Genomic DNA, 16,781 nt, shown 5'->3' with positions numbered 1-16,781 from the left:
GTCAGGCGGCCTGGGCCTGACGTTCGCTGAGGGCGCGGTTCAGGGCGCTGAACAAGGCCTTGAAGCTGGCGGTGGTGATGTTCTCGTCGATGCCCACGCCGTGCACCGCACGTTCACCGTTGACCCGCAGCTCGATGTAGGCCGCCGCCTTGGCGTTGGTGCCCGCGCCGATGGCGTGTTCGTTGTAGTCCATGATTTCCACCGGGACCGGCAGGCCGGCCACCAGCGCTTCCAGGGCGCCGTTGCCCTTGCCGCGCCAGTGCAGGTTGGTTTCGCCCTGGCCCTTGCTCGCGACTTCCACTTCCACCGAGCTGTGGCCGTTCTCTTCCTGCAGGCGATGGCTGACCAGCGCGTACGGGGTGTTGGCCTGCAAGTACTCGCTGTGCAGCAACGCGTGGATCTGCTGGGCGGTCATCTCCAGGCCGAGGCGGTCGGTTTCCCGCTGTACCACCTGGCTGAACTCGATCTGCATGCGGCGCGGCAAGCTGATGCCGTATTCCTGTTCCAGCAGGTAGGCGATGCCGCCCTTGCCCGACTGGCTGTTGACGCGGATCACCGCTTCATAGCTGCGGCCGATGTCGGCCGGGTCGATCGGCAGGTAGGGTACTTCCCAGACGCCATCGGCCTGCTGCTGGGCGAAGCCCTTGCGGATTGCATCCTGGTGGGAGCCGGAAAAGGCCGTGTGGACCAGGTCGCCCACATAGGGGTGACGCGGGTGCACGGGAATCTGGTTGCACTCTTCCACGACCTTGCGCACACCGTCGATGTCGGAAAAGTCCAGCTCGGGGTCGATCCCCTGGGTGTAGAGGTTCAGGGCCACGGTCACCAGGTCGACGTTGCCGGTGCGCTCGCCGTTGCCGAACAGGCAGCCTTCGACACGGTCGGCGCCGGCCATCAGGCCCAGTTCGGTGGCCGCTACGCCGGTACCACGGTCGTTGTGGGTGTGCAGGCTGATGATCACGCTGTCACGACGGTTGATGTTGCGGCAGAACCACTCGATCTGGTCGGCATAGACGTTCGGCGTCGCTACTTCGACAGTGGCTGGCAGGTTGAGGATCACCTTATGAGTTGGAGTTGCGTTCCACACTTCCACCACGGCGTCGCAGACTTCCTTGGCGAACTCCAGCTCGGTGGCGCTGAAGGTTTCCGGCGAGTATTCGAACTGCCACTGGGTTTCCGGTTGCTGGGCGGCGTACTTGACGAACAGCTTGGCCGCATTCACCGCGATGTCCTTCACCCCGGCCTTGTCCTGGTTGAAGACGATGCGGCGGAAAGAAGGGCTGGTGGCGTTGTAGAGGTGGACGATGGCCTTCTTCGCCCCGCGCAAGGACTCGAAGGTGCGGGCGATCAAGTCTTCACGGGCCTGGGTCAGCACCTGGATGGTGGTGTCTTCAGGGATGTGACCGTCCTCGATCAGGGTGCGCACGAAGTCGAAGTCGGTTTGCGAAGCCGCCGGGAACGAAGCCTCGATTTCCTTCACGCCGACCGCCACCAGGGTCTTCCAGAAACGCAGTTTCTTGACCGCGTCCATCGGTTCGATCAGCGACTGGTTGCCATCGCGCAAGTCTGAGCTGCACCAGATCGGCGCGCTGGTGATGGCCTTCGATGGCCAGGTGCGATCCGGCAAGTTGATGGTCGGGAACGCACGGTACTTGGAGGACGGATCTTTGAGCATGGTCATGGCGAAATCCTTATGGTCCGGGCCGAAAAGGGGCGGCCTGCCGGTGAGTCAAGAATGAATTGTTGACGCAGGGGGATGAGGCACCGCGGTTCAGCCTGGCAGTCGTGCGCTGACGAGGCAGAGGCTCCGGTGTTGACGACGCTGAATGAGGGTATGAGAGGTTTTCATGTGCTCAACCCTAACTATTGGGGTCAGAGATGGCAAGCAACGAAAAAAAATTGAGAGGAATACTCGAATTTCAAAAAATGACGAGATTTTATTCTGTTCGATGGTTTTTTGTTTTGTATGGATTGCGCAGTCCGCGCGAGCTGCGCAATCCCAGGGTCAAGCACCTTTGTCTTGATAAGACCGGCGGCAACCGGCCCGGCGAGGGCCGATCAGGGTTGGAAGGCGCCGATGAAGATCGCCGGATCTACCCGTGCGTCGTTCAGGCTGACGTTCCAGTGCATGTGCGGTCCGGTGGCCCGGCCGGTGGAACCCACTTTGCCCACTACAGCGCCGCGGGCCAGGGATTGGCCGACCTTCACGTCGATCTTCGACATATGGCAGAACATGCTGATGAAACCCTGGCCATGGTCGACGAACACCGTGTTGCCATTGAAGAAGTAGTTGCCGGTGAGAATCACCTTGCCCGCTGCCGGGGTCTTGATCGGCGTGCCTGCCGGCACCGCGAAGTCCAGGCCCGAATGCGGATTGCGTTCCTCGCCGTTGAAGAACCGACGCACGCCGAACTTGCTCGACAGCGGCCCGTTCACCGGCTTGTCCAGCAACAGGTTGCTCGGGGTAGTGGCGCTGAAGCTGCGGTAGGCGCGCAGTTGTTCGGCCAACTCGGCATCGATGCGCTTCAGGTCCGCGGGGTTGGGATTCACCTGGCGCTGGTTCTTCAGGGTGATGTGCTGCTCCGGATACTTCTTGCTGCCGACCACGAAACCCAGGTTGCGGTTGGCGCTAGTCAGTTGCTGGGCCCCGGGCTTGACCGTCAGCGGGATGCCGACGATCGCCAGCCAGTTGGCCTGTTCCTTGACCACCAGCACCGGCTTGCCCTGGTAGCTGGCCTTGGGCGCCTGGGTGGCTTGACCCAGGTCGATCACCGCCACCCCGCCGGGCACGGGTTTGTTCAACAGGCGGGTGATATAGCTATCGGCCTGGGCATTGCAGGCCAGGCACAGCAATAGCAGGGAACAGAGCAAACGCGGCATGGATCAGTCCAGTAGGGAAAGGGTGACAGGCGTCAGGTGGTTGTCCTCGACCCGCACTTGCAGTTCGCCTTCGCCCAGGCGCGCGGTGAGGCGCTGGCCGTTGCGGGTTTGCGCGGCGGTGCGGATGGCCTGGCCGCGTTCGTCGAGGAGAATGCTGTAGCCCCGGCCCAGGGTCGCCAGGGGGCTGACCACGTGCAGGGTCTGCATCTGGCTTTGCAGTTGCAGGCGCCGGGCCTTCAGGCCTTCGCGCATGGCTCGGGGCAGGCGTTCGGCAAGGCTGTCCAGGCGTTGGCGCAACAGCGCCAGATTGCGTCCCGGATGCTGGGCGCCGAGGCGGGTCTCCAGGCGGATCAGGCGTTCGCGGCGGGTATTCAGGTTACGCTCGAAAGCCCGGCGCAGGCGCATGTCCAGGTCGTCCAGGCGCTGTGCCTGCTGGCGCAGACGCTCGCCCGGATGGCGCAGGCGCCGGGCCAGGCCATCCAGGCGCAGGCGCTCGCGCAGCAAGCGGTCGCGCATGCGCATGACTAGGCGGCGGTGCAGGCTGTCGACCCGCCGTTGCAGGTCGCTGGCGTCCGGGGCCAGCAATTCGGCGGCGGCAGAGGGCGTGGGCGCGCGGACGTCGGCCACGAAATCGCTGATGGATACGTCGGTTTCATGGCCGACGGCGCTGATGATCGGTGTCACGCAGTTCGCTACGGCCCGAGCCACCGGCTCCTCGTTGAAGCACCAGAGGTCTTCCAGGGAGCCGCCGCCGCGGGCCAGGATCAAAGCGTCGAAGCCCCGGGCATCGGCCAGTTGCAGGGCCCGGACGATCTGCGCCGTGGCTTCGCGGCCTTGCACTGCGGTAGGGATCAAGGTCAGCGCGACTTGAGGCGCGCGGCGCCGGAAGACACTGATGATGTCGCGAATCACCGCCCCCGTAGGCGAACTGATGATGCCGATGCGCTGGGGGTGGGCCGGTAGCGGCCGCTTGCGCTCGGCGCTGAACAGGCCTTCGGCGCTGAGCTTGTCCTTCAAGGCCTCGAAGGCCAGGCGCAGGGCACCGTCGCCGGCCGGTTCCACGGTGTCGAGAATCAGCTGGTAGTCGCCGCGTCCTTCGAACAGCGAGACCTTGCCCCGGACCTTGACCGCCAGGCCGTCCTTGAGCGCCTGGCGCACCCGCGCGGCATTCTGCCGGAACAGTGCGCAGCGCACCTGGGCGCCGCTGTCCTTGAGGGTGAAGTACACGTGGCCGGAAGCCGGACGGGCGAGGTTGGAGATCTCGCCCTCGACCCAGATATTGCTGAACACGTCCTCGAGCAGCACCCGGGCGCGGCCGTTGAGCTGGGTGACGGTGAGGACTTCGCGGTCCAGTCCGAGTCGTGCAAAGGGATCTTTAATCATGGGGCGCAGTTTAAAGGGCTGTTTCCCAATGGGCCAAGGCAAATTGCTTATAGACAGTCGCGAAAATGCTCGACGAACTGCGCCACCAGCGGCGTGGGTTCCTGGCGGCAGGCGAGGGCGATGACACTCTGGCAATCGCTATCGACCAAGGGCAGGAAATGGATGTTGGCCGGGGCTATGTCCTGCATCGACTCGGGCAACAGGGCGATGCCGAAGCCGGCCTGGATCAACTGTAATTGGGTGGTCTTGCGCGACATCACCCGCGCCGCCTTGGGAAAGAAGCCCTGGCGCATGCACAACTCGGCCGAGAGGTAGCTCAAGCCACCACGCTGGGGATGGGGAATGGAGATAAAGGCTTCGTCGCGCAGTTGCGCCAGGTCGATCCCCTTGGTCGGTGGGTCGAGGGCCAGGGGATGTGTCGGTGGCAGCGCCACCAGCAAGGGTTCGCTGAACAGCGGTATGACCTGTACGCCTTCGCGCTGGCGCAACACTGGCAGGCGCAACAGGCCGACGTCCAGGCGGCCCTCGGCCAGTTCCTCCAACTGCGCTTCGGAGGACAGCTTGACGATGTCCATCGAGGCTCCGGGGCATTGCTGCAGATAGTGGCTGATCCCCCGTAGCAGGCGTCCGCTCATGGGCACGGTGCTGGAGTGGCTCAAGCGCAGGGTCCCCAGTTGCCCCTGGCCGACCTGGGTCGCCAGTTCGCCGGCCTTGTGCAGTTCGGTCAGCAGGTTGCGGGCCTTGGGGAAGAACGCCTCGCCGGCGGCGGTCAAGCGTGGCAGGCGAGCGGTGCGCTCGAACAGCGGGGTTTGCAGCAGGCTTTCCAGTTCCTTGATCTGCCGGCTCAGGGCCGACTGGGCGACGAACAGACGTTCAGCCGCAGCGCTGAAGCTGCCGCATTCGGCGATTTCCACGAAGTAGCGCAGTTGACGGGTTGAAATCACAAGTCATGCCTTTTTGCGATGAGTGGGTGGCTGCGACGATATTAGTCGCAAGACTCGCCCCTGGCTAAAGTCCTGGGATAAAGGTCTAGGAAGTGGCGGTAATGAGTCTGTTCGTTGAAGGATTGAACCAGTGGGCGTTCGGGCCGGGTGCCTGGCTGGCGATCGGCTTGGGCATTGCCCTGGCCTACATAGTGTTCGGCATCGCCGGTTTCGGCACGGCCCTGGTGGCCGGGCCGATCCTGATCCTGTTCATGCCCCTGTCGAAGATCGTGCCGTTGTTGGTGCTGCTGGATTTCATCGCCGCCTTCGGCAACCTCCTGCCATCGCGCAAGGACGTGGCCAAGCACGAATTGTTGCGCTTGCTGCCCTGCATGGCGGTGGGCTGTACCTTGGGAGTGGTCTTCCTGCTCAACCTCAAGTCCGATGTGTTGCTGCTGCTGATGGGGATGTTCATTTGTGCCTATGCCATCTACAGCCTCTGGGTGAAGGTCCGTCCGGCGCAGATGGCGGCCGGTTGGTCGGTGCCCGTGGGCATCGTGGGCGGCCTGTTCGGCGCCTTGTTCGGCAGTGGCGGCTTTCTGTATGCGATCTACCTGAACAGCCGGTTGCCCAAGGACCCGGCCCGGGCGACCCAGAGCGCGCTGATCAGCTGCAGTACCGTGGTACGCCTGAGCCTGTTCGCCCTGGCCGGGGTCTACGCCGAGGTGCCGTTGCTGTTGCTGGCGCTGTGCTTGTTGCCGGCCATGGTGCTGGGGTCGTGGATTGGCCGGCGCTTGGCGATGAAACTGTCCCGGGAAACCTTCGTGCGCCTGGTGACCTGGCTGGTACTGGCCAGTGGCTTTGCCCTGATCGGCCGTTACTTGAGCGCTTGACCTGCAAGGATCAGGGATTAAGCTGCCGGCCCTCGGCGCTGCTCGTCGCCGAACCGGCTTCTACACTTGGGTGATGGGGTCGGTTCGCCGGCGCTGCGTTTTCCCTGTCCCTCGACGCTCCAGGCTGGACCATGAATTCCCAAAGCATCCTCGTCCCGAAAATCTCCACGCTGCCGGTGCATGAGCCCCGGGCCCGTGCCATCGTGCGCTGGCTGGTACGCAAGAATATCGTCGAGGAAACCCTGACCACTTGCGGGCGCACCGGCAACCGCATGGGACATGCCATCGCGCCAGGCGCCCGGGACGTGGTGCTGCATCCTGAGGCGCTGCCATTCGGCGAACCGGTCAATGGCCTGGAGATCATCACCAAGCGCTGCATCTATACCCCGACCAAGGGCTTCCTCGCGGAGGCCGGTTGCGCCGAGTGTCGCCAGGAAGTCGGCGAGGCCTTGTTCGAAAGCCTGGAAGACTGGATGCCCGGGCACACCGACAACTTCACCTGTCCCGAATGCGGCCATGAAGACGACATCAACGGCTTCCTGTTCCTCCAGCCGTGCGGGTTCTCCAACCTGGGCTTCATCTTCAACAACTGGACCGAAGCGGGCTTCAAGCAGAGCTTCATCGATGAGTTCGCCGACTGGCTGGACCAGCCGATGAGCTGGGTCAAGGTCCAGTTGTAGTTTCTTGGCCAGGGCGCCCGGTTGGCCGGGTTGGTTCCGGCCAGCAGGGCAGGCGTTCTCCATCCATCACTCCAACGATATTAGATCGAGTTTTACATTGAGCCCGGCAGGCGGTCTGAGTATAATGGCGCGCTTCCATTTTCCCGCCTGGGAGCCCCCGCGATGCTGCGTATCAGCCAAGAAGCCCTCACCTTCGACGACATCCTCTTAGTGCCCGGTTATTCCGAAGTACTGCCTAACGAAGTCAGTCTAAAGACCCGTTTGACCCGTGGCATCGAGCTGAATATCCCACTGGTTTCCGCCGCCATGGACACCGTCACTGAAGCCCGTCTGGCGATCGCCATGGCTCAGGAAGGCGGCATCGGCATCATCCACAAGAACATGACCATCGAGCAGCAAGCTGCCGAAGTGCGCAAGGTCAAGCGTTTCGAGGCCGGTGTGGTCAAGGACCCCATCACCATCGAAGCCGACGCCACCGTGCGCGACCTGCTCGACCTGACCAAGACCCACAACATCTCCGGCGTGCCGGTGCTGCACAACGGCGACCTGGTGGGCATCGTGACTTCCCGCGACGTGCGTTTCGAAAGCCGCCTGGAAGTCAGCGTCCGTGAGGTGATGACCCCCAAAGAGCGCCTGGTCACCGTCAAGGAAGGGGCCGTCGCCGACAAGTCCGCCGTCCGCGAGCTGCTGCACAAGCACCGCATCGAGCGCGTGCTGATCGTCGATGACGCCTTCGTCCTCAAGGGCATGATGACCGTCAACGACATCGAGAAGGCCAAGGCCTATCCGCTGGCCAGCAAGGACGACCAGGGCCGCCTGCGCGTCGGCGCCGCCGTCGGCACCGGCAAGGACACCGGCGAGCGTGTTGCGGCCCTGGTGGCTGCCGGTGTCGATGTGGTGGTAGTGGACACCGCCCATGGCCACTCCAAGGGCGTGATCGATCGCGTTCGCTGGGTCAAGGAGAACTACCCGCAAGTGCAGGTGATCGGCGGCAACATCGCCACCGGCGCCGCCGCCAAGGCCCTGGCCGAAGCCGGCGCCGACGCGGTCAAGGTCGGCATCGGCCCGGGCTCGATCTGCACCACCCGTATCGTTGCCGGTGTCGGCGTGCCGCAGATCAGCGCCATCGCCAACGTGGCTGCGGCATTGGAAGGCACTGGCGTGCCATTGATCGCCGACGGCGGCATCCGTTTCTCCGGCGACCTGTCCAAGGCCATCGTCGCCGGTGCGTCCTGCGTGATGATGGGGTCGATGTTCGCCGGTACCGAAGAGGCGCCAGGCGAAGTCGAACTGTTCCAGGGCCGTTCCTACAAGGCCTACCGCGGCATGGGCTCGCTGGGTGCCATGGCACAGGCGCAAGGCTCTTCGGACCGCTACTTCCAGGACTCCTCGGCCGGTGCCGAGAAGCTGGTTCCGGAAGGTATCGAGGGCCGCGTTCCCTACAAGGGCGCACTGGCCGCGATCATCCACCAGCTGATGGGCGGCCTGCGTTCGTCCATGGGCTACACCGGCAGTGCGACCATCGACGAGATGCGCACCAAGCCGGAGTTCGTGCGCATCACCGGTGCCGGCATGGCCGAGTCCCACGTCCATGACGTGCAGATCACCAAGGAAGCACCCAACTATCGCGTAGGCTGATAGTGATCGCCTTCGGGCGATCGACGAATCTAGTAACCGGGGCTGTGTTTTTCAGCCCCGTGTCGTTTCTGAAATTAGACGAGACTGACCATGGCCCTCGACATTCATGCTCACCGCATCCTGATCCTCGACTTCGGTTCCCAGTACACCCAGCTGATCGCCCGTCGCGTACGCGAAATCGGCGTGTACTGCGAACTGCACCCGTTCGACATGGACGATGAAGCGATCCGCGAATTCAACCCGCGCGGCATCATCCTGGCCGGTGGCCCGGAGTCGGTCCACGAAGCCAACAGCCCGCGTGCACCGCAGGCGGTGTTCGACCTCAAGGTCCCGCTGCTGGGCATCTGCTACGGCATGCAGACCATGGCCGAGCAAATGGGCGGCAAGGTCGAAGGTTCCGAGTTGCGCGAGTTCGGCTACGCCCGTGTTGACGTGGTCGGCAAGAGCCGCCTGCTGGACGGCATCGAAGACCACGTCGACGACGACGGCGTACTGGGCCTGGACGTGTGGATGAGCCACGGCGACAAGGTCACCCAGATGCCGGGCAACTTCCATGTGCTGGCCAGCACCCCGAGCTGCCCGATCGCCGGCATGTACGACGATGCCCTGGGCTACTACGGCGTGCAGTTCCACCCGGAAGTGACCCACACCAAGCAAGGCGGTCGCATCCTGTCGCGCTTCGTCCAGGACATCTGCGGCTGCGAAGCCCTGTGGACCCCGTCCAACATCGTCGAAGACGCCGTTGCCCAGGTTCGGGCGCAAGTGGGCTCGGCCAACGTCCTGCTGGGCCTGTCCGGCGGTGTCGACTCCTCGGTGGTCGCCGCGCTTCTGCACCGCGCCATCGGCGACCAGCTGACCTGCGTATTCGTCGACAACGGCCTGCTGCGCCTGCACGAAGGCGACCAGGTGATGGCCATGTTCAAGGAGAACATGGGCGTCAAGGTGATCCGTGCCGACGCCGAGAAGCAGTTCCTCGACAACCTGGCCGGTGAAGCCGACCCGGAGAAGAAGCGCAAGATCATCGGCCGCACCTTCATCGACGTGTTCGATGCCGAGGCCAGCAAGCTGGAAAACATCCAGTTCCTGGCCCAGGGCACCATCTACCCCGACGTGATCGAGTCGGCTGGCGCCAAGAGCGGCAAGGCTCACGTGATCAAGTCGCACCACAACGTCGGTGGCCTGCCGGAGGAAATGAACCTCAAGCTGGTCGAGCCGCTGCGCGAACTGTTCAAGGACGAAGTGCGCAAGATCGGCCTGGAACTGGGCCTGCCGTACGACATGGTCTACCGCCACCCGTTCCCGGGCCCGGGCCTGGGCGTGCGTATCCTCGGTGAAGTGAAGAAGGAGTACGCCGACATCCTGCGTCGCGCCGATCACATCTTCATCGAAGAACTGCGCAAGGCCGACTGGTACCACAAGACCAGCCAGGCGTTCGTGGTGTTCCAGCCGGTGAAATCGGTGGGGGTGGTAGGCGACGGCCGTCGCTACGCCTGGGTCGTGGCCCTGCGCGCGGTAGAGACCGTGGACTTCATGACCGCTCGTTGGGCGCACCTGCCCTACGAGCTGCTGGAGACCGTCAGCGGCCGGATCATCAACGAGATCGAAGGCATCTCCCGCGTCACCTACGATGTGTCGAGCAAGCCGCCAGCCACCATCGAGTGGGAATGACGCCCCTGCGGCTTGCCGCGACGGGTAGTGTCATGGGGCGGCCAAGCCAAGGCTGACCCGCCCGAAAGGCCCCTGATTGCAAGATCAGGGGCCTTTTTCATGGCGGCGCAGTACCTGGCCAGAAGCTGGCAACGAAAAGGGCTATGGATATGAGTTGGCTGAACAAGCTGTGCAGTGCCTTGGGCCTGGGAAGTGGGCATGCCGCGCCGGAGCCTGTTGGGGCATTAGCGAGTCATGAGCGCCTTGTCGAAGGCAATCGCCGGGCATTCGAACGGATAGGCAAGTTGCCTGAAGCAGAGATCGTGATTGAGGAGCGTCGGCTAGCGGTCCAGGTGACGCAGATCCTCCAGTCGCTCAAGCCGTTGATCCGTGAAGGCGTATCGGGACTGGAGCTGCAGGAGCAAGTCTTGCAACAGATGCACGAGCGCCAGTTGTTGCCCGCCCTGGTGGGCTTCCAGGGCTATCCGGCGGCGGTACCGGTTTCGGTCAACGCCCAGCTGATCAGTTGCCCGCCCACCGATAAACCACTGCCGGCCAGCGCCCTGGTCAAAGTGGAGATCGTGGTGTCTTCGGACAAGGGGTATGGGGTGCAGTCCTGGACCTTCGCCACGGCTGGAGCCACTGCCGAGCAACGACGTTTGTTGGCAGGCGCCAGGCTGGCCCTGGAGCAGGGGCTTGGCCAGGTGTGCGCCGGCACGCCGGTCAACGCCATCGGTGCAGCCATCCAGAAAGTGCTGGATGCCCAGGGCTTGAGTGCCGTGGCCGAATACTGCGGTTACGCCATGGGCCGCCAGCGCATCCAGCCACCCCAGGTATTGGGCTACCGTGTCGATGGGCCGTCGGAACCGATGCGGGTAGGGCAGGTGCTCAACGTCCAGGTGTTGGCCAAGGCCGGGACTTCGAAGATTCGCGTGCTCTGCGGTGGTTGGCGCGTGCTGGCCCAGGATGGCAACGATGGCGTGGTACTCAGCGCCATGGTCCGGGTCACCGAGGAGGGCATGGAGCGCCTGAGTGGCCTGCCGGACTGAGCAGGTTGCCGGTCAGTGCTGGCGTCGATGCCGGTAGGTGAGCATTTCGTCGTCGGGACCCGGTGCCGTGCACGGCCAGCCCAGGGCGGCAAAGAACCGGCATGCAGGCAGGTTGTCGGGCATGACGTAGGCCATCCAGCTATCACCATGCTCCCTGGGTTCGATAGCCATCACCGCCCTGAGCGCCCGTTGGCCTATGCCTCGGCGCTTGAGTGCCGGGTCGACGGCGATATCGGTGAATACCCAGGCCCGTTCGACGGGGTGGAAGCTGATGCCCAGCACCGCCACCAGCCGCTCATTCTCGAAATAGCTGTACTGCATGCCTTCCTTGTCCCCGAGTACGGCGGCCAGCCAGTCTTCATCCATGGGGCCCAGTTGTTCGTTGAGTGCCGGGTCTGCGTACCAGGAGCGGTACTGGACAAAGTCGTCCCGGGTAAAGCGCCGAATCCTCGGATTCATCAGTGGGTTTTCCTGTGGGCGCTCACCGTGGACGGGGCGCGGGCTGGCATTTGTGTTGCCGCAGGTTGGCAAGGGCGGTTTTTTCGCGTCCAGGCAACATCGAGAAAGACATGGGCGGCGGCTGTTCTTCTCCGGCTGTGTAACCTCGATGGCCCCCTCTGTCATCCGTCCCGAGGAAGGTGGGTGGGGGCGCAAGCCTTGAATCGCTGAGCATACTGGAGGCCACGGATGGCTCGTGCAACACATCCCGAGCAGGAAATTGAAATGGCCCTGCGCTACGCCCAGTGGCAGGGCTGGCGGATCGAAGTCGGTGGCGAGCAGGCCTGGGGAATGATCTGCTGCCCCCAGGAGCCGCCGCTGTGCCTGTGCGGCGAGTTTCGCCGCGCCACGGTCTGGCGTTGGCCCAAGTGCCCGAACGGGCATGCCCGGGCCCTGTGCCGGTTGATCGATAACTGCACCCTGCACCAGTTGCGCCGAACCGGGCCCCTGGCGCCAGGCCTGGAGTGAAGGATATGGAATACCTGTTCACCCTCGATTACCGCTTGCCGGCCCGGGACTGCGATCCATGGCAGGTGGCCGAGCGCCTGGGCGCCGCCGGTTGTACCGATGCCTTGTTGGGCTGCGGCGTCAGCGGGCGCCTGGCGCTGGAGTTCCGGCGCAAGGCGAGCAATGCCCAGCAGGCCCTGTTCAGCGCCCTGGGCGAGATCCGGCAGGCCCTGCCTGGGGCGCAACTGGTCGAGGCCGGACCGGATTTCGTCGGCCTCGATGAAATCGCCGGGATCGCCGGCCTGCCGCGGCAAGACATGCAAAGGCTGATGCTCAACCATGACGACAGCTTTCCCTTGGCCATTCATCAGGGCCAACCCTCGTGCTGGCACCTGGCGCAGGTCCTCGACTGGCTGGATGGTCACGGCGGTCGCTGGCGCGGACATCCGGTAACCGAGGTGGCTCGGGTGGCGCAACAGGTCAATCTCGCCCGGCAGGTGCGGTGCATCGGGCCGTTGAACGCCGAACTGCTGGCGCTGCTGGGTTGATCGCTCGCCGGCTCAGCGCCGCGCAATGTCGGAGAAGTAGAACTTGTCCAGGGTATGGCGTGATTCGGTGTACTCGAACTGCCGGCCATCCTGGAGAAAGGTCTGGTTGCTGACCACGATCACATGGCTCTGGCCGTCCAGGTCGAGTAACTGCTGGTCGTCCTTGCTGCGCGGGCTGGCCTCGATGGTGCGTTGGGCGTAGCTGATGTTCAACTGCAGGGTCTGTTCGATATAGGCGTAGATCGAGTGCTCGGCGATTTGCCGGTCCAGCCCCGGAATCAGCTCAGCGACGAAGTGGTTGATGTCGAGGATCACCCGCTTGCCGTCGATCCGCCGTACCCGCTTGATCCGGGTGATCAGGCTGCCTTCTTCTGCCTGCAGGTGCGCTCGCAGCGAGCCTTCGAGAGGAAACTGGCTGAACTCCACCACCTCGGTGCGAACGTCATCCCCCAGCCGTGGATAGGTTTCCTGGAAACTGACGATGCCACCCAGCTGGAACTCGATGGGAGCGCAGGAGAGCACGAAGGTGCCCTTGCCATGGACTTTCTGCGCGAACCCGCGTTCCTGAAGCAGTTCGATGGCCTTGCGTACAGTGCCGCGGCTGGCCTGGTAGCTGTCCATCAGTTCGGTTTCCGAGGGCAGGCGGGCGCCGCGTTCCAGGCGTTCGGTGGTGATGCTGGCAAGCAGATCGCTGTAGATCCGGTTGTATTTGCTCATGGGAGGGCTCTGTGCCGGACGGTGCTCAAGGCAGGCACCTTAAGGGCTGGGCGGGGCATTTGTCCATGCGCCTGAACGAGGCTGGACCGGGCCTGGAAAGCGGATCTGGTGGGGCGGCTCGAAGAAAAAAACAAACTCGTCTGTACGAGCTGTTGATTTAACTCGTACAGACGAGTAGTTTTCCTTCCTGCGTGCTGCCAATAACAAGAATCCCAGGTGGAAGAACGAGCATGAGCCACGACTATTCAATGATCGCCAGCGAGTTGCTGCACAGCCTCGGTGGCGCCGACAACCTCGAGCAGGCAGCCCATTGCGTGACTCGCCTGCGCCTGGCCCTCAAGGATCCGGCGCGGGTCGACAGCGCCACGCTCAACCAGATCGACCTGGTCAAGGGCTCGTTCTTCACCGGTGGCCTGTTCCAGGTCGTGATCGGCCCCGGCGAGGTGGAAAAAGTCTACGCGGCGCTGCGCGAGCAAACCGGCCTTGCCGTCTCGACCATTGCCGATGTGAAGCACAAGGGCGCGCAGAAGGCCCATGCCATGCAGCGCCTGGTGCGGGTCTTCTCCGACGTGTTCATGCCGATCCTGCCGGCCCTGATCATCGCTGGCCTGCTGATGGGGGTGAACAACCTGCTGGCCGCCAAGGGCATGTTCATCGAGGGCCAGACCCTGCTTGAGGCCCATCCGGACCTGGACGGGTTGTGGAGCCTGATCAACCTGATGGCCAACACCTCCTTCGTGTTCCTGCCGGCCCTGGTGGGCTGGTCGGCGGCCAAGCGCTTTGGCGGCAGCGAGATCCTCGGCATCGTCCTGGGCCTGATGCTGGTGCACCCGGACCTGCTCAACGCCTGGAACTACGGCAAGGCCGTGGCTGGCCTGGATGGCCAGAGCCTGCCGTACTTCGACATCCTTGGCCTGTTCCAGATCGAGAAGGTCGGCTACCAGGGGCAGATCCTGCCGATCCTGCTGGCCGCCTATGTGATGAGCGTGATCGAGAAGTGGCTGCGGGCGAGGGTGCCCAATGCCATTACCCTGCTGGTGGTGCCCATCACCACCATCGTGGTCACCGGGGTGCTGGCCCTGGCGATCATCGGTCCGGTGACCCGCCACCTGGGAATCCTGATCACCGAGGGCGTGGTCATTCTGTTCGAGCTGGCGCCAATGGTGGGCGGGGCGATCTTCGGCCTGCTCTATGCGCCGCTGGTGATCACCGGCATGCACCACATGTTCCTGGCGGTCGACCTGCAACTGATCTCTACCCAGGGCGGCACCTTCATCTGGCCGATGATCGTCATGTCCAACCTGGCCCAAGGCAGTGCCGCCCTGGCGGTATTCACCATGAGCCGCAACGCCCGGGACCGCAGCATGGCCTCGACCTCGGCGATCTCGTCTTATTTCGGCATCACCGAACCGGCGATGTTCGGGGTCAACCTGCGCTACAAGTTTCCGTTCTACGCCGCGCTGACCGGCTCGGCCCTGGGCAGCGTCTTTCTTTCGCTGAACAAGGTCCAGGCCTCGGCCATCGGCGTCGGTGGGTTGCCGGGGTTCATCTCGATCATTCCCCAATACATCCCGATGTTCGTCGTGGGCATGGTCGTGGCGCTGGTAGTGCCCTTCGTCCTCACTTGCGGCCTGAGCCTGAAGATCATCCGTCCCGGTTACCGCGTGGCCTGAGCGGCCCAGCACGAGGCGGTGAACGCTTGTGCACTTTCCAAAGGAATACCCCATGCAAGACTGGCAGCGCTCGGTGATCTACCAGGTCTACCCGAAAAGTTTTCACAGCCACTCAGGACAGGCCACCGGCGACCTGCTGGGCGTGGTAGACAAGCTCGACTACCTGCACTGGCTGGGGGTCGACTGCCTGTGGCTGACTCCGTTCCTGCGCTCGCCGCAGCGCGACAACGGCTATGACATCAGCGACTACTACGCCATCGATCCCAGCTACGGCAGCATGGCCGACTGCGAACTGTTGATCGAGCAGGCCGGCAAGCGCGGCATCAAGTTGATGCTCGACATCGTGGTCAACCACACCTCCATCGAGCACACCTGGTTCCAGCAGGCCCGCAGCAGCCTGGACAACCCCTACCGGGACTTCTACATCTGGCGCGACAAGCCCAACAACTGGGAGTCCAAGTTCGGCGGCTCGGCCTGGGAGTACGAGGCGCAGACCGGCCAGTACTACCTGCACCTGTTCGATCACACCCAGGCCGATCTGAACTGGGACAACCCCCAGGTGCGCGCCGAAGTCTTCAAGATGATGCGCTTCTGGCGGGACAAGGGGGTCGGCGGCTTTCGCCTGGATGTGATCAACCTGATCTCCAAGCCGGTGGACTTCCCCGAGGACCAGAGCGACGGCCGACGTTTCTATACCGACGGCCCGAACGTCCATGAATACCTGCAGGAGATGCATCGGGAGGTGTTCGCCGGCCACGACCTGGTGAATGTCGGCGAGATGTCCTCCACTTGCCTGGAGCACTGCATCCGCTACTCGAACCCGGAGTCGAAGGAGCTGTCGATGACCTTCAACTTCCATCACCTGAAGGTGGACTACCCCAACCAGCAGAAGTGGCTGCGGGCCGATTTCGACTTCCTCGAACTCAAGCGCATTCTTTCCGATTGGCAGTGCGGCATGCAGGCCGGTGGCGGCTGGAACGCGTTGTTCTGGTGCAATCACGACCAGCCCCGGGTGGTGTCGCGGTTCGGCGACGACGGCGAGCATCGGGTGGTATCGGCCAAGATGCTGGCCACCGCCTTGCACCTGCTGCAGGGCACGCCCTTCGTCTACCAGGGTGAAGAGCTGGGCATGACCAATCCGCATTTCCAGCGTATCGAGCAATACCGCGACGTCGAGACCCTGAACATCTACCGCCTCAAGCGCGAGGCCGGTGAAGACCCGCAACAGATCATGGCGGCGATCCAGCAGAAGTCCCGGGACAACGGGCGCACCCCCATGCAGTGGAGTGCCGGGGTCAACGCCGGTTTCAGCAGCGTCGAGCCGTGGATCGAGGTCGCGGCCAATGCCGGCCAGATCAATGTCGAGGCGCAGCAAGAGGACCCGCAATCGGTGTTGCACCACTATCGTCGGTTGATCGCCTTGCGCCGTGAGCAGGCGTTGATCCAGCACGGCATCTACCGCCAGTTGTTGCCCGACCACCCGCAGGTCTGGATCTACGTGCGCGAAGGGCGGGGCGAGCGCCTGTTGGTGGTGAACAACTTCTATGGCGCGCCGTGCGAGGTCCAATTGCCGTCGCAGATTATCGAGCCGGGCATGCAACAGCGGCTGCTGATCAGCAACTACCCGGGCGATGCCATGCGCAGCCGGCAGTTGCTGCTGCGGCCCTATGAGTCCTTCGTCCTGCACCTGGCCGACGCCTAGTAGCCAGGTGGTTTTTGCCGTTTGCCAGGCATGCCCTGTACCAGGGCCGGTGCAGGGCCTCGATCGCCGGCCAGCCGGCGCCCGGGGTTGCCAACATCACAAT

The 16,781-nt window shown here is 63.6% G+C and carries 15 protein-coding genes; 9 read left to right on the top strand and 6 right to left on the bottom strand.

Annotated elements, in window-relative coordinates; all coding sequences use genetic code 11:
* Nucleotide 1: 1 nt before the first annotated feature.
* The 4 genes from leuA to H7A76_RS11330 all read right to left on the bottom strand — a co-directional run bounded on the left by leuA (nucleotide 2) and on the right by H7A76_RS11330 (nucleotide 5,207).
* A complete protein-coding gene (gene leuA / locus H7A76_RS11345) occupies nucleotides 2-1,681 on the bottom strand; it encodes a 2-isopropylmalate synthase (RefSeq protein WP_185698561.1) in 1,680 nt (559 codons plus the stop codon).
* 377 nt (nucleotides 1,682-2,058) lie between these two features.
* Entirely contained in the window at nucleotides 2,059-2,880 is an 822-nt protein-coding gene (locus H7A76_RS11340) for a M23 family metallopeptidase (RefSeq protein ID WP_185698560.1), read from the bottom strand.
* A gap of 3 nt (nucleotides 2,881-2,883) precedes the next feature.
* Entirely contained in the window at nucleotides 2,884-4,263 is a 1,380-nt protein-coding gene (xseA, locus tag H7A76_RS11335; protein WP_185698559.1) for an exodeoxyribonuclease VII large subunit, read from the bottom strand.
* Nucleotides 4,264-4,310: 47 nt separating this feature from the next.
* Entirely contained in the window at nucleotides 4,311-5,207 is an 897-nt protein-coding gene (locus H7A76_RS11330) for a LysR family transcriptional regulator (RefSeq protein WP_185698558.1), read from the bottom strand.
* 101 nt (nucleotides 5,208-5,308) lie between these two features.
* Between H7A76_RS11330 and H7A76_RS11325 the strand changes: the two genes are divergently transcribed.
* The 5 genes from H7A76_RS11325 to H7A76_RS11305 all read left to right on the top strand — a co-directional run bounded on the left by H7A76_RS11325 (nucleotide 5,309) and on the right by H7A76_RS11305 (nucleotide 11,093).
* Entirely contained in the window at nucleotides 5,309-6,079 is a 771-nt protein-coding gene (locus H7A76_RS11325; protein WP_185698557.1) for a sulfite exporter TauE/SafE family protein, read from the top strand.
* A 131-nt stretch (nucleotides 6,080-6,210) separates the two neighbouring features.
* Nucleotides 6,211-6,759, top strand: coding sequence for a sugar ABC transporter ATPase (locus H7A76_RS11320; protein WP_185698556.1), 549 nt, complete (start codon nucleotides 6,211-6,213; stop codon nucleotides 6,757-6,759).
* Nucleotides 6,760-6,921: 162 nt separating this feature from the next.
* Complete coding sequence (guaB, locus tag H7A76_RS11315; RefSeq protein WP_185698555.1) at nucleotides 6,922-8,397, top strand: IMP dehydrogenase; 1,476 nt, start codon at nucleotides 6,922-6,924, stop codon at nucleotides 8,395-8,397.
* Between the two features lie 90 nt (nucleotides 8,398-8,487).
* Nucleotides 8,488-10,065 (top strand): glutamine-hydrolyzing GMP synthase, encoded by a 1,578-nt coding sequence (gene guaA / locus H7A76_RS11310; protein ID WP_185698554.1) that lies wholly within the window; start codon nucleotides 8,488-8,490, stop codon nucleotides 10,063-10,065.
* A 284-nt stretch (nucleotides 10,066-10,349) separates the two neighbouring features.
* On the top strand, nucleotides 10,350-11,093 hold the full coding sequence (locus H7A76_RS11305) for a M24 family metallopeptidase (RefSeq protein WP_185698553.1): 744 nt from the start codon (nucleotides 10,350-10,352) through the stop codon (nucleotides 11,091-11,093).
* A 12-nt stretch (nucleotides 11,094-11,105) separates the two neighbouring features.
* Here H7A76_RS11305 and H7A76_RS11300 read toward each other — a convergent pair whose 3' ends face one another.
* A complete protein-coding gene (locus H7A76_RS11300) occupies nucleotides 11,106-11,552 on the bottom strand; it encodes a GNAT family N-acetyltransferase (RefSeq protein WP_185698552.1) in 447 nt (148 codons plus the stop codon).
* A gap of 228 nt (nucleotides 11,553-11,780) precedes the next feature.
* Here H7A76_RS11300 and H7A76_RS11295 point away from each other — a divergent pair, with 228 nt between their 5' ends.
* Complete coding sequence (locus H7A76_RS11295; protein ID WP_185698551.1) at nucleotides 11,781-12,059, top strand: hypothetical protein; 279 nt, start codon at nucleotides 11,781-11,783, stop codon at nucleotides 12,057-12,059.
* Nucleotides 12,060-12,064: 5 nt separating this feature from the next.
* Entirely contained in the window at nucleotides 12,065-12,586 is a 522-nt protein-coding gene (locus H7A76_RS11290; protein WP_185698550.1) for a DNA-binding protein, read from the top strand.
* A 12-nt stretch (nucleotides 12,587-12,598) separates the two neighbouring features.
* On the opposite strand, the gene treR is transcribed toward H7A76_RS11290, so the two are convergent.
* Nucleotides 12,599-13,303, bottom strand: coding sequence for a trehalose operon repressor (treR, locus tag H7A76_RS11285; RefSeq protein WP_185698549.1), 705 nt, complete (start codon nucleotides 13,301-13,303; stop codon nucleotides 12,599-12,601).
* Nucleotides 13,304-13,533: 230 nt separating this feature from the next.
* Here treR and treP point away from each other — a divergent pair, with 230 nt between their 5' ends.
* Nucleotides 13,534-14,976, top strand: coding sequence for a PTS system trehalose-specific EIIBC component (gene treP, locus H7A76_RS11280; protein WP_185698548.1), 1,443 nt, complete (start codon nucleotides 13,534-13,536; stop codon nucleotides 14,974-14,976).
* A gap of 52 nt (nucleotides 14,977-15,028) precedes the next feature.
* Complete coding sequence (gene treC / locus H7A76_RS11275; protein ID WP_185698547.1) at nucleotides 15,029-16,678, top strand: alpha,alpha-phosphotrehalase; 1,650 nt, start codon at nucleotides 15,029-15,031, stop codon at nucleotides 16,676-16,678.
* The last annotated feature ends 103 nt before the right edge of the window (nucleotides 16,679-16,781 follow it).

This window comes from Pseudomonas sp. MSSRFD41 (assembly GCF_014230245.1).
Taxonomy (GTDB): Bacteria; Pseudomonadota; Gammaproteobacteria; order Pseudomonadales; family Pseudomonadaceae; genus Aquipseudomonas; species Aquipseudomonas piscis.
The sequence above is the reverse complement of the archived record's forward strand: the minus strand, read 5'-3'. Positions and strand labels throughout refer to the sequence as shown.

Bases quoted from the DNA above. Each gene is read 5' to 3' on its own strand.
- leuA (WP_185698561.1), bottom strand. From the start codon at position 1,681: ATGACCATGCTCAAAGATCCGTCCTCCAAGTACCGTGCGTTCCCGACC.
- H7A76_RS11340 (WP_185698560.1), bottom strand. From the start codon at position 2,880: ATGCCGCGTTTGCTCTGTTCCCTGCTATTGCTGTGCCTGGCCTGCAAT.
- xseA (WP_185698559.1), bottom strand. From the start codon at position 4,263: ATGATTAAAGATCCCTTTGCACGACTCGGACTGGACCGCGAAGTCCTC.
- H7A76_RS11325 (WP_185698557.1), top strand. From the start codon at position 5,309: ATGAGTCTGTTCGTTGAAGGATTGAACCAGTGGGCGTTCGGGCCGGGT.
- H7A76_RS11320 (WP_185698556.1), top strand. From the start codon at position 6,211: ATGAATTCCCAAAGCATCCTCGTCCCGAAAATCTCCACGCTGCCGGTG.
- guaB (WP_185698555.1), top strand. From the start codon at position 6,922: ATGCTGCGTATCAGCCAAGAAGCCCTCACCTTCGACGACATCCTCTTA.
- guaA (WP_185698554.1), top strand. From the start codon at position 8,488: ATGGCCCTCGACATTCATGCTCACCGCATCCTGATCCTCGACTTCGGT.
- H7A76_RS11300 (WP_185698552.1), bottom strand. From the start codon at position 11,552: ATGAATCCGAGGATTCGGCGCTTTACCCGGGACGACTTTGTCCAGTAC.
- H7A76_RS11295 (WP_185698551.1), top strand. From the start codon at position 11,781: ATGGCTCGTGCAACACATCCCGAGCAGGAAATTGAAATGGCCCTGCGC.
- H7A76_RS11290 (WP_185698550.1), top strand. From the start codon at position 12,065: ATGGAATACCTGTTCACCCTCGATTACCGCTTGCCGGCCCGGGACTGC.
- treR (WP_185698549.1), bottom strand. From the start codon at position 13,303: ATGAGCAAATACAACCGGATCTACAGCGATCTGCTTGCCAGCATCACC.
- treP (WP_185698548.1), top strand. From the start codon at position 13,534: ATGAGCCACGACTATTCAATGATCGCCAGCGAGTTGCTGCACAGCCTC.
- treC (WP_185698547.1), top strand. From the start codon at position 15,029: ATGCAAGACTGGCAGCGCTCGGTGATCTACCAGGTCTACCCGAAAAGT.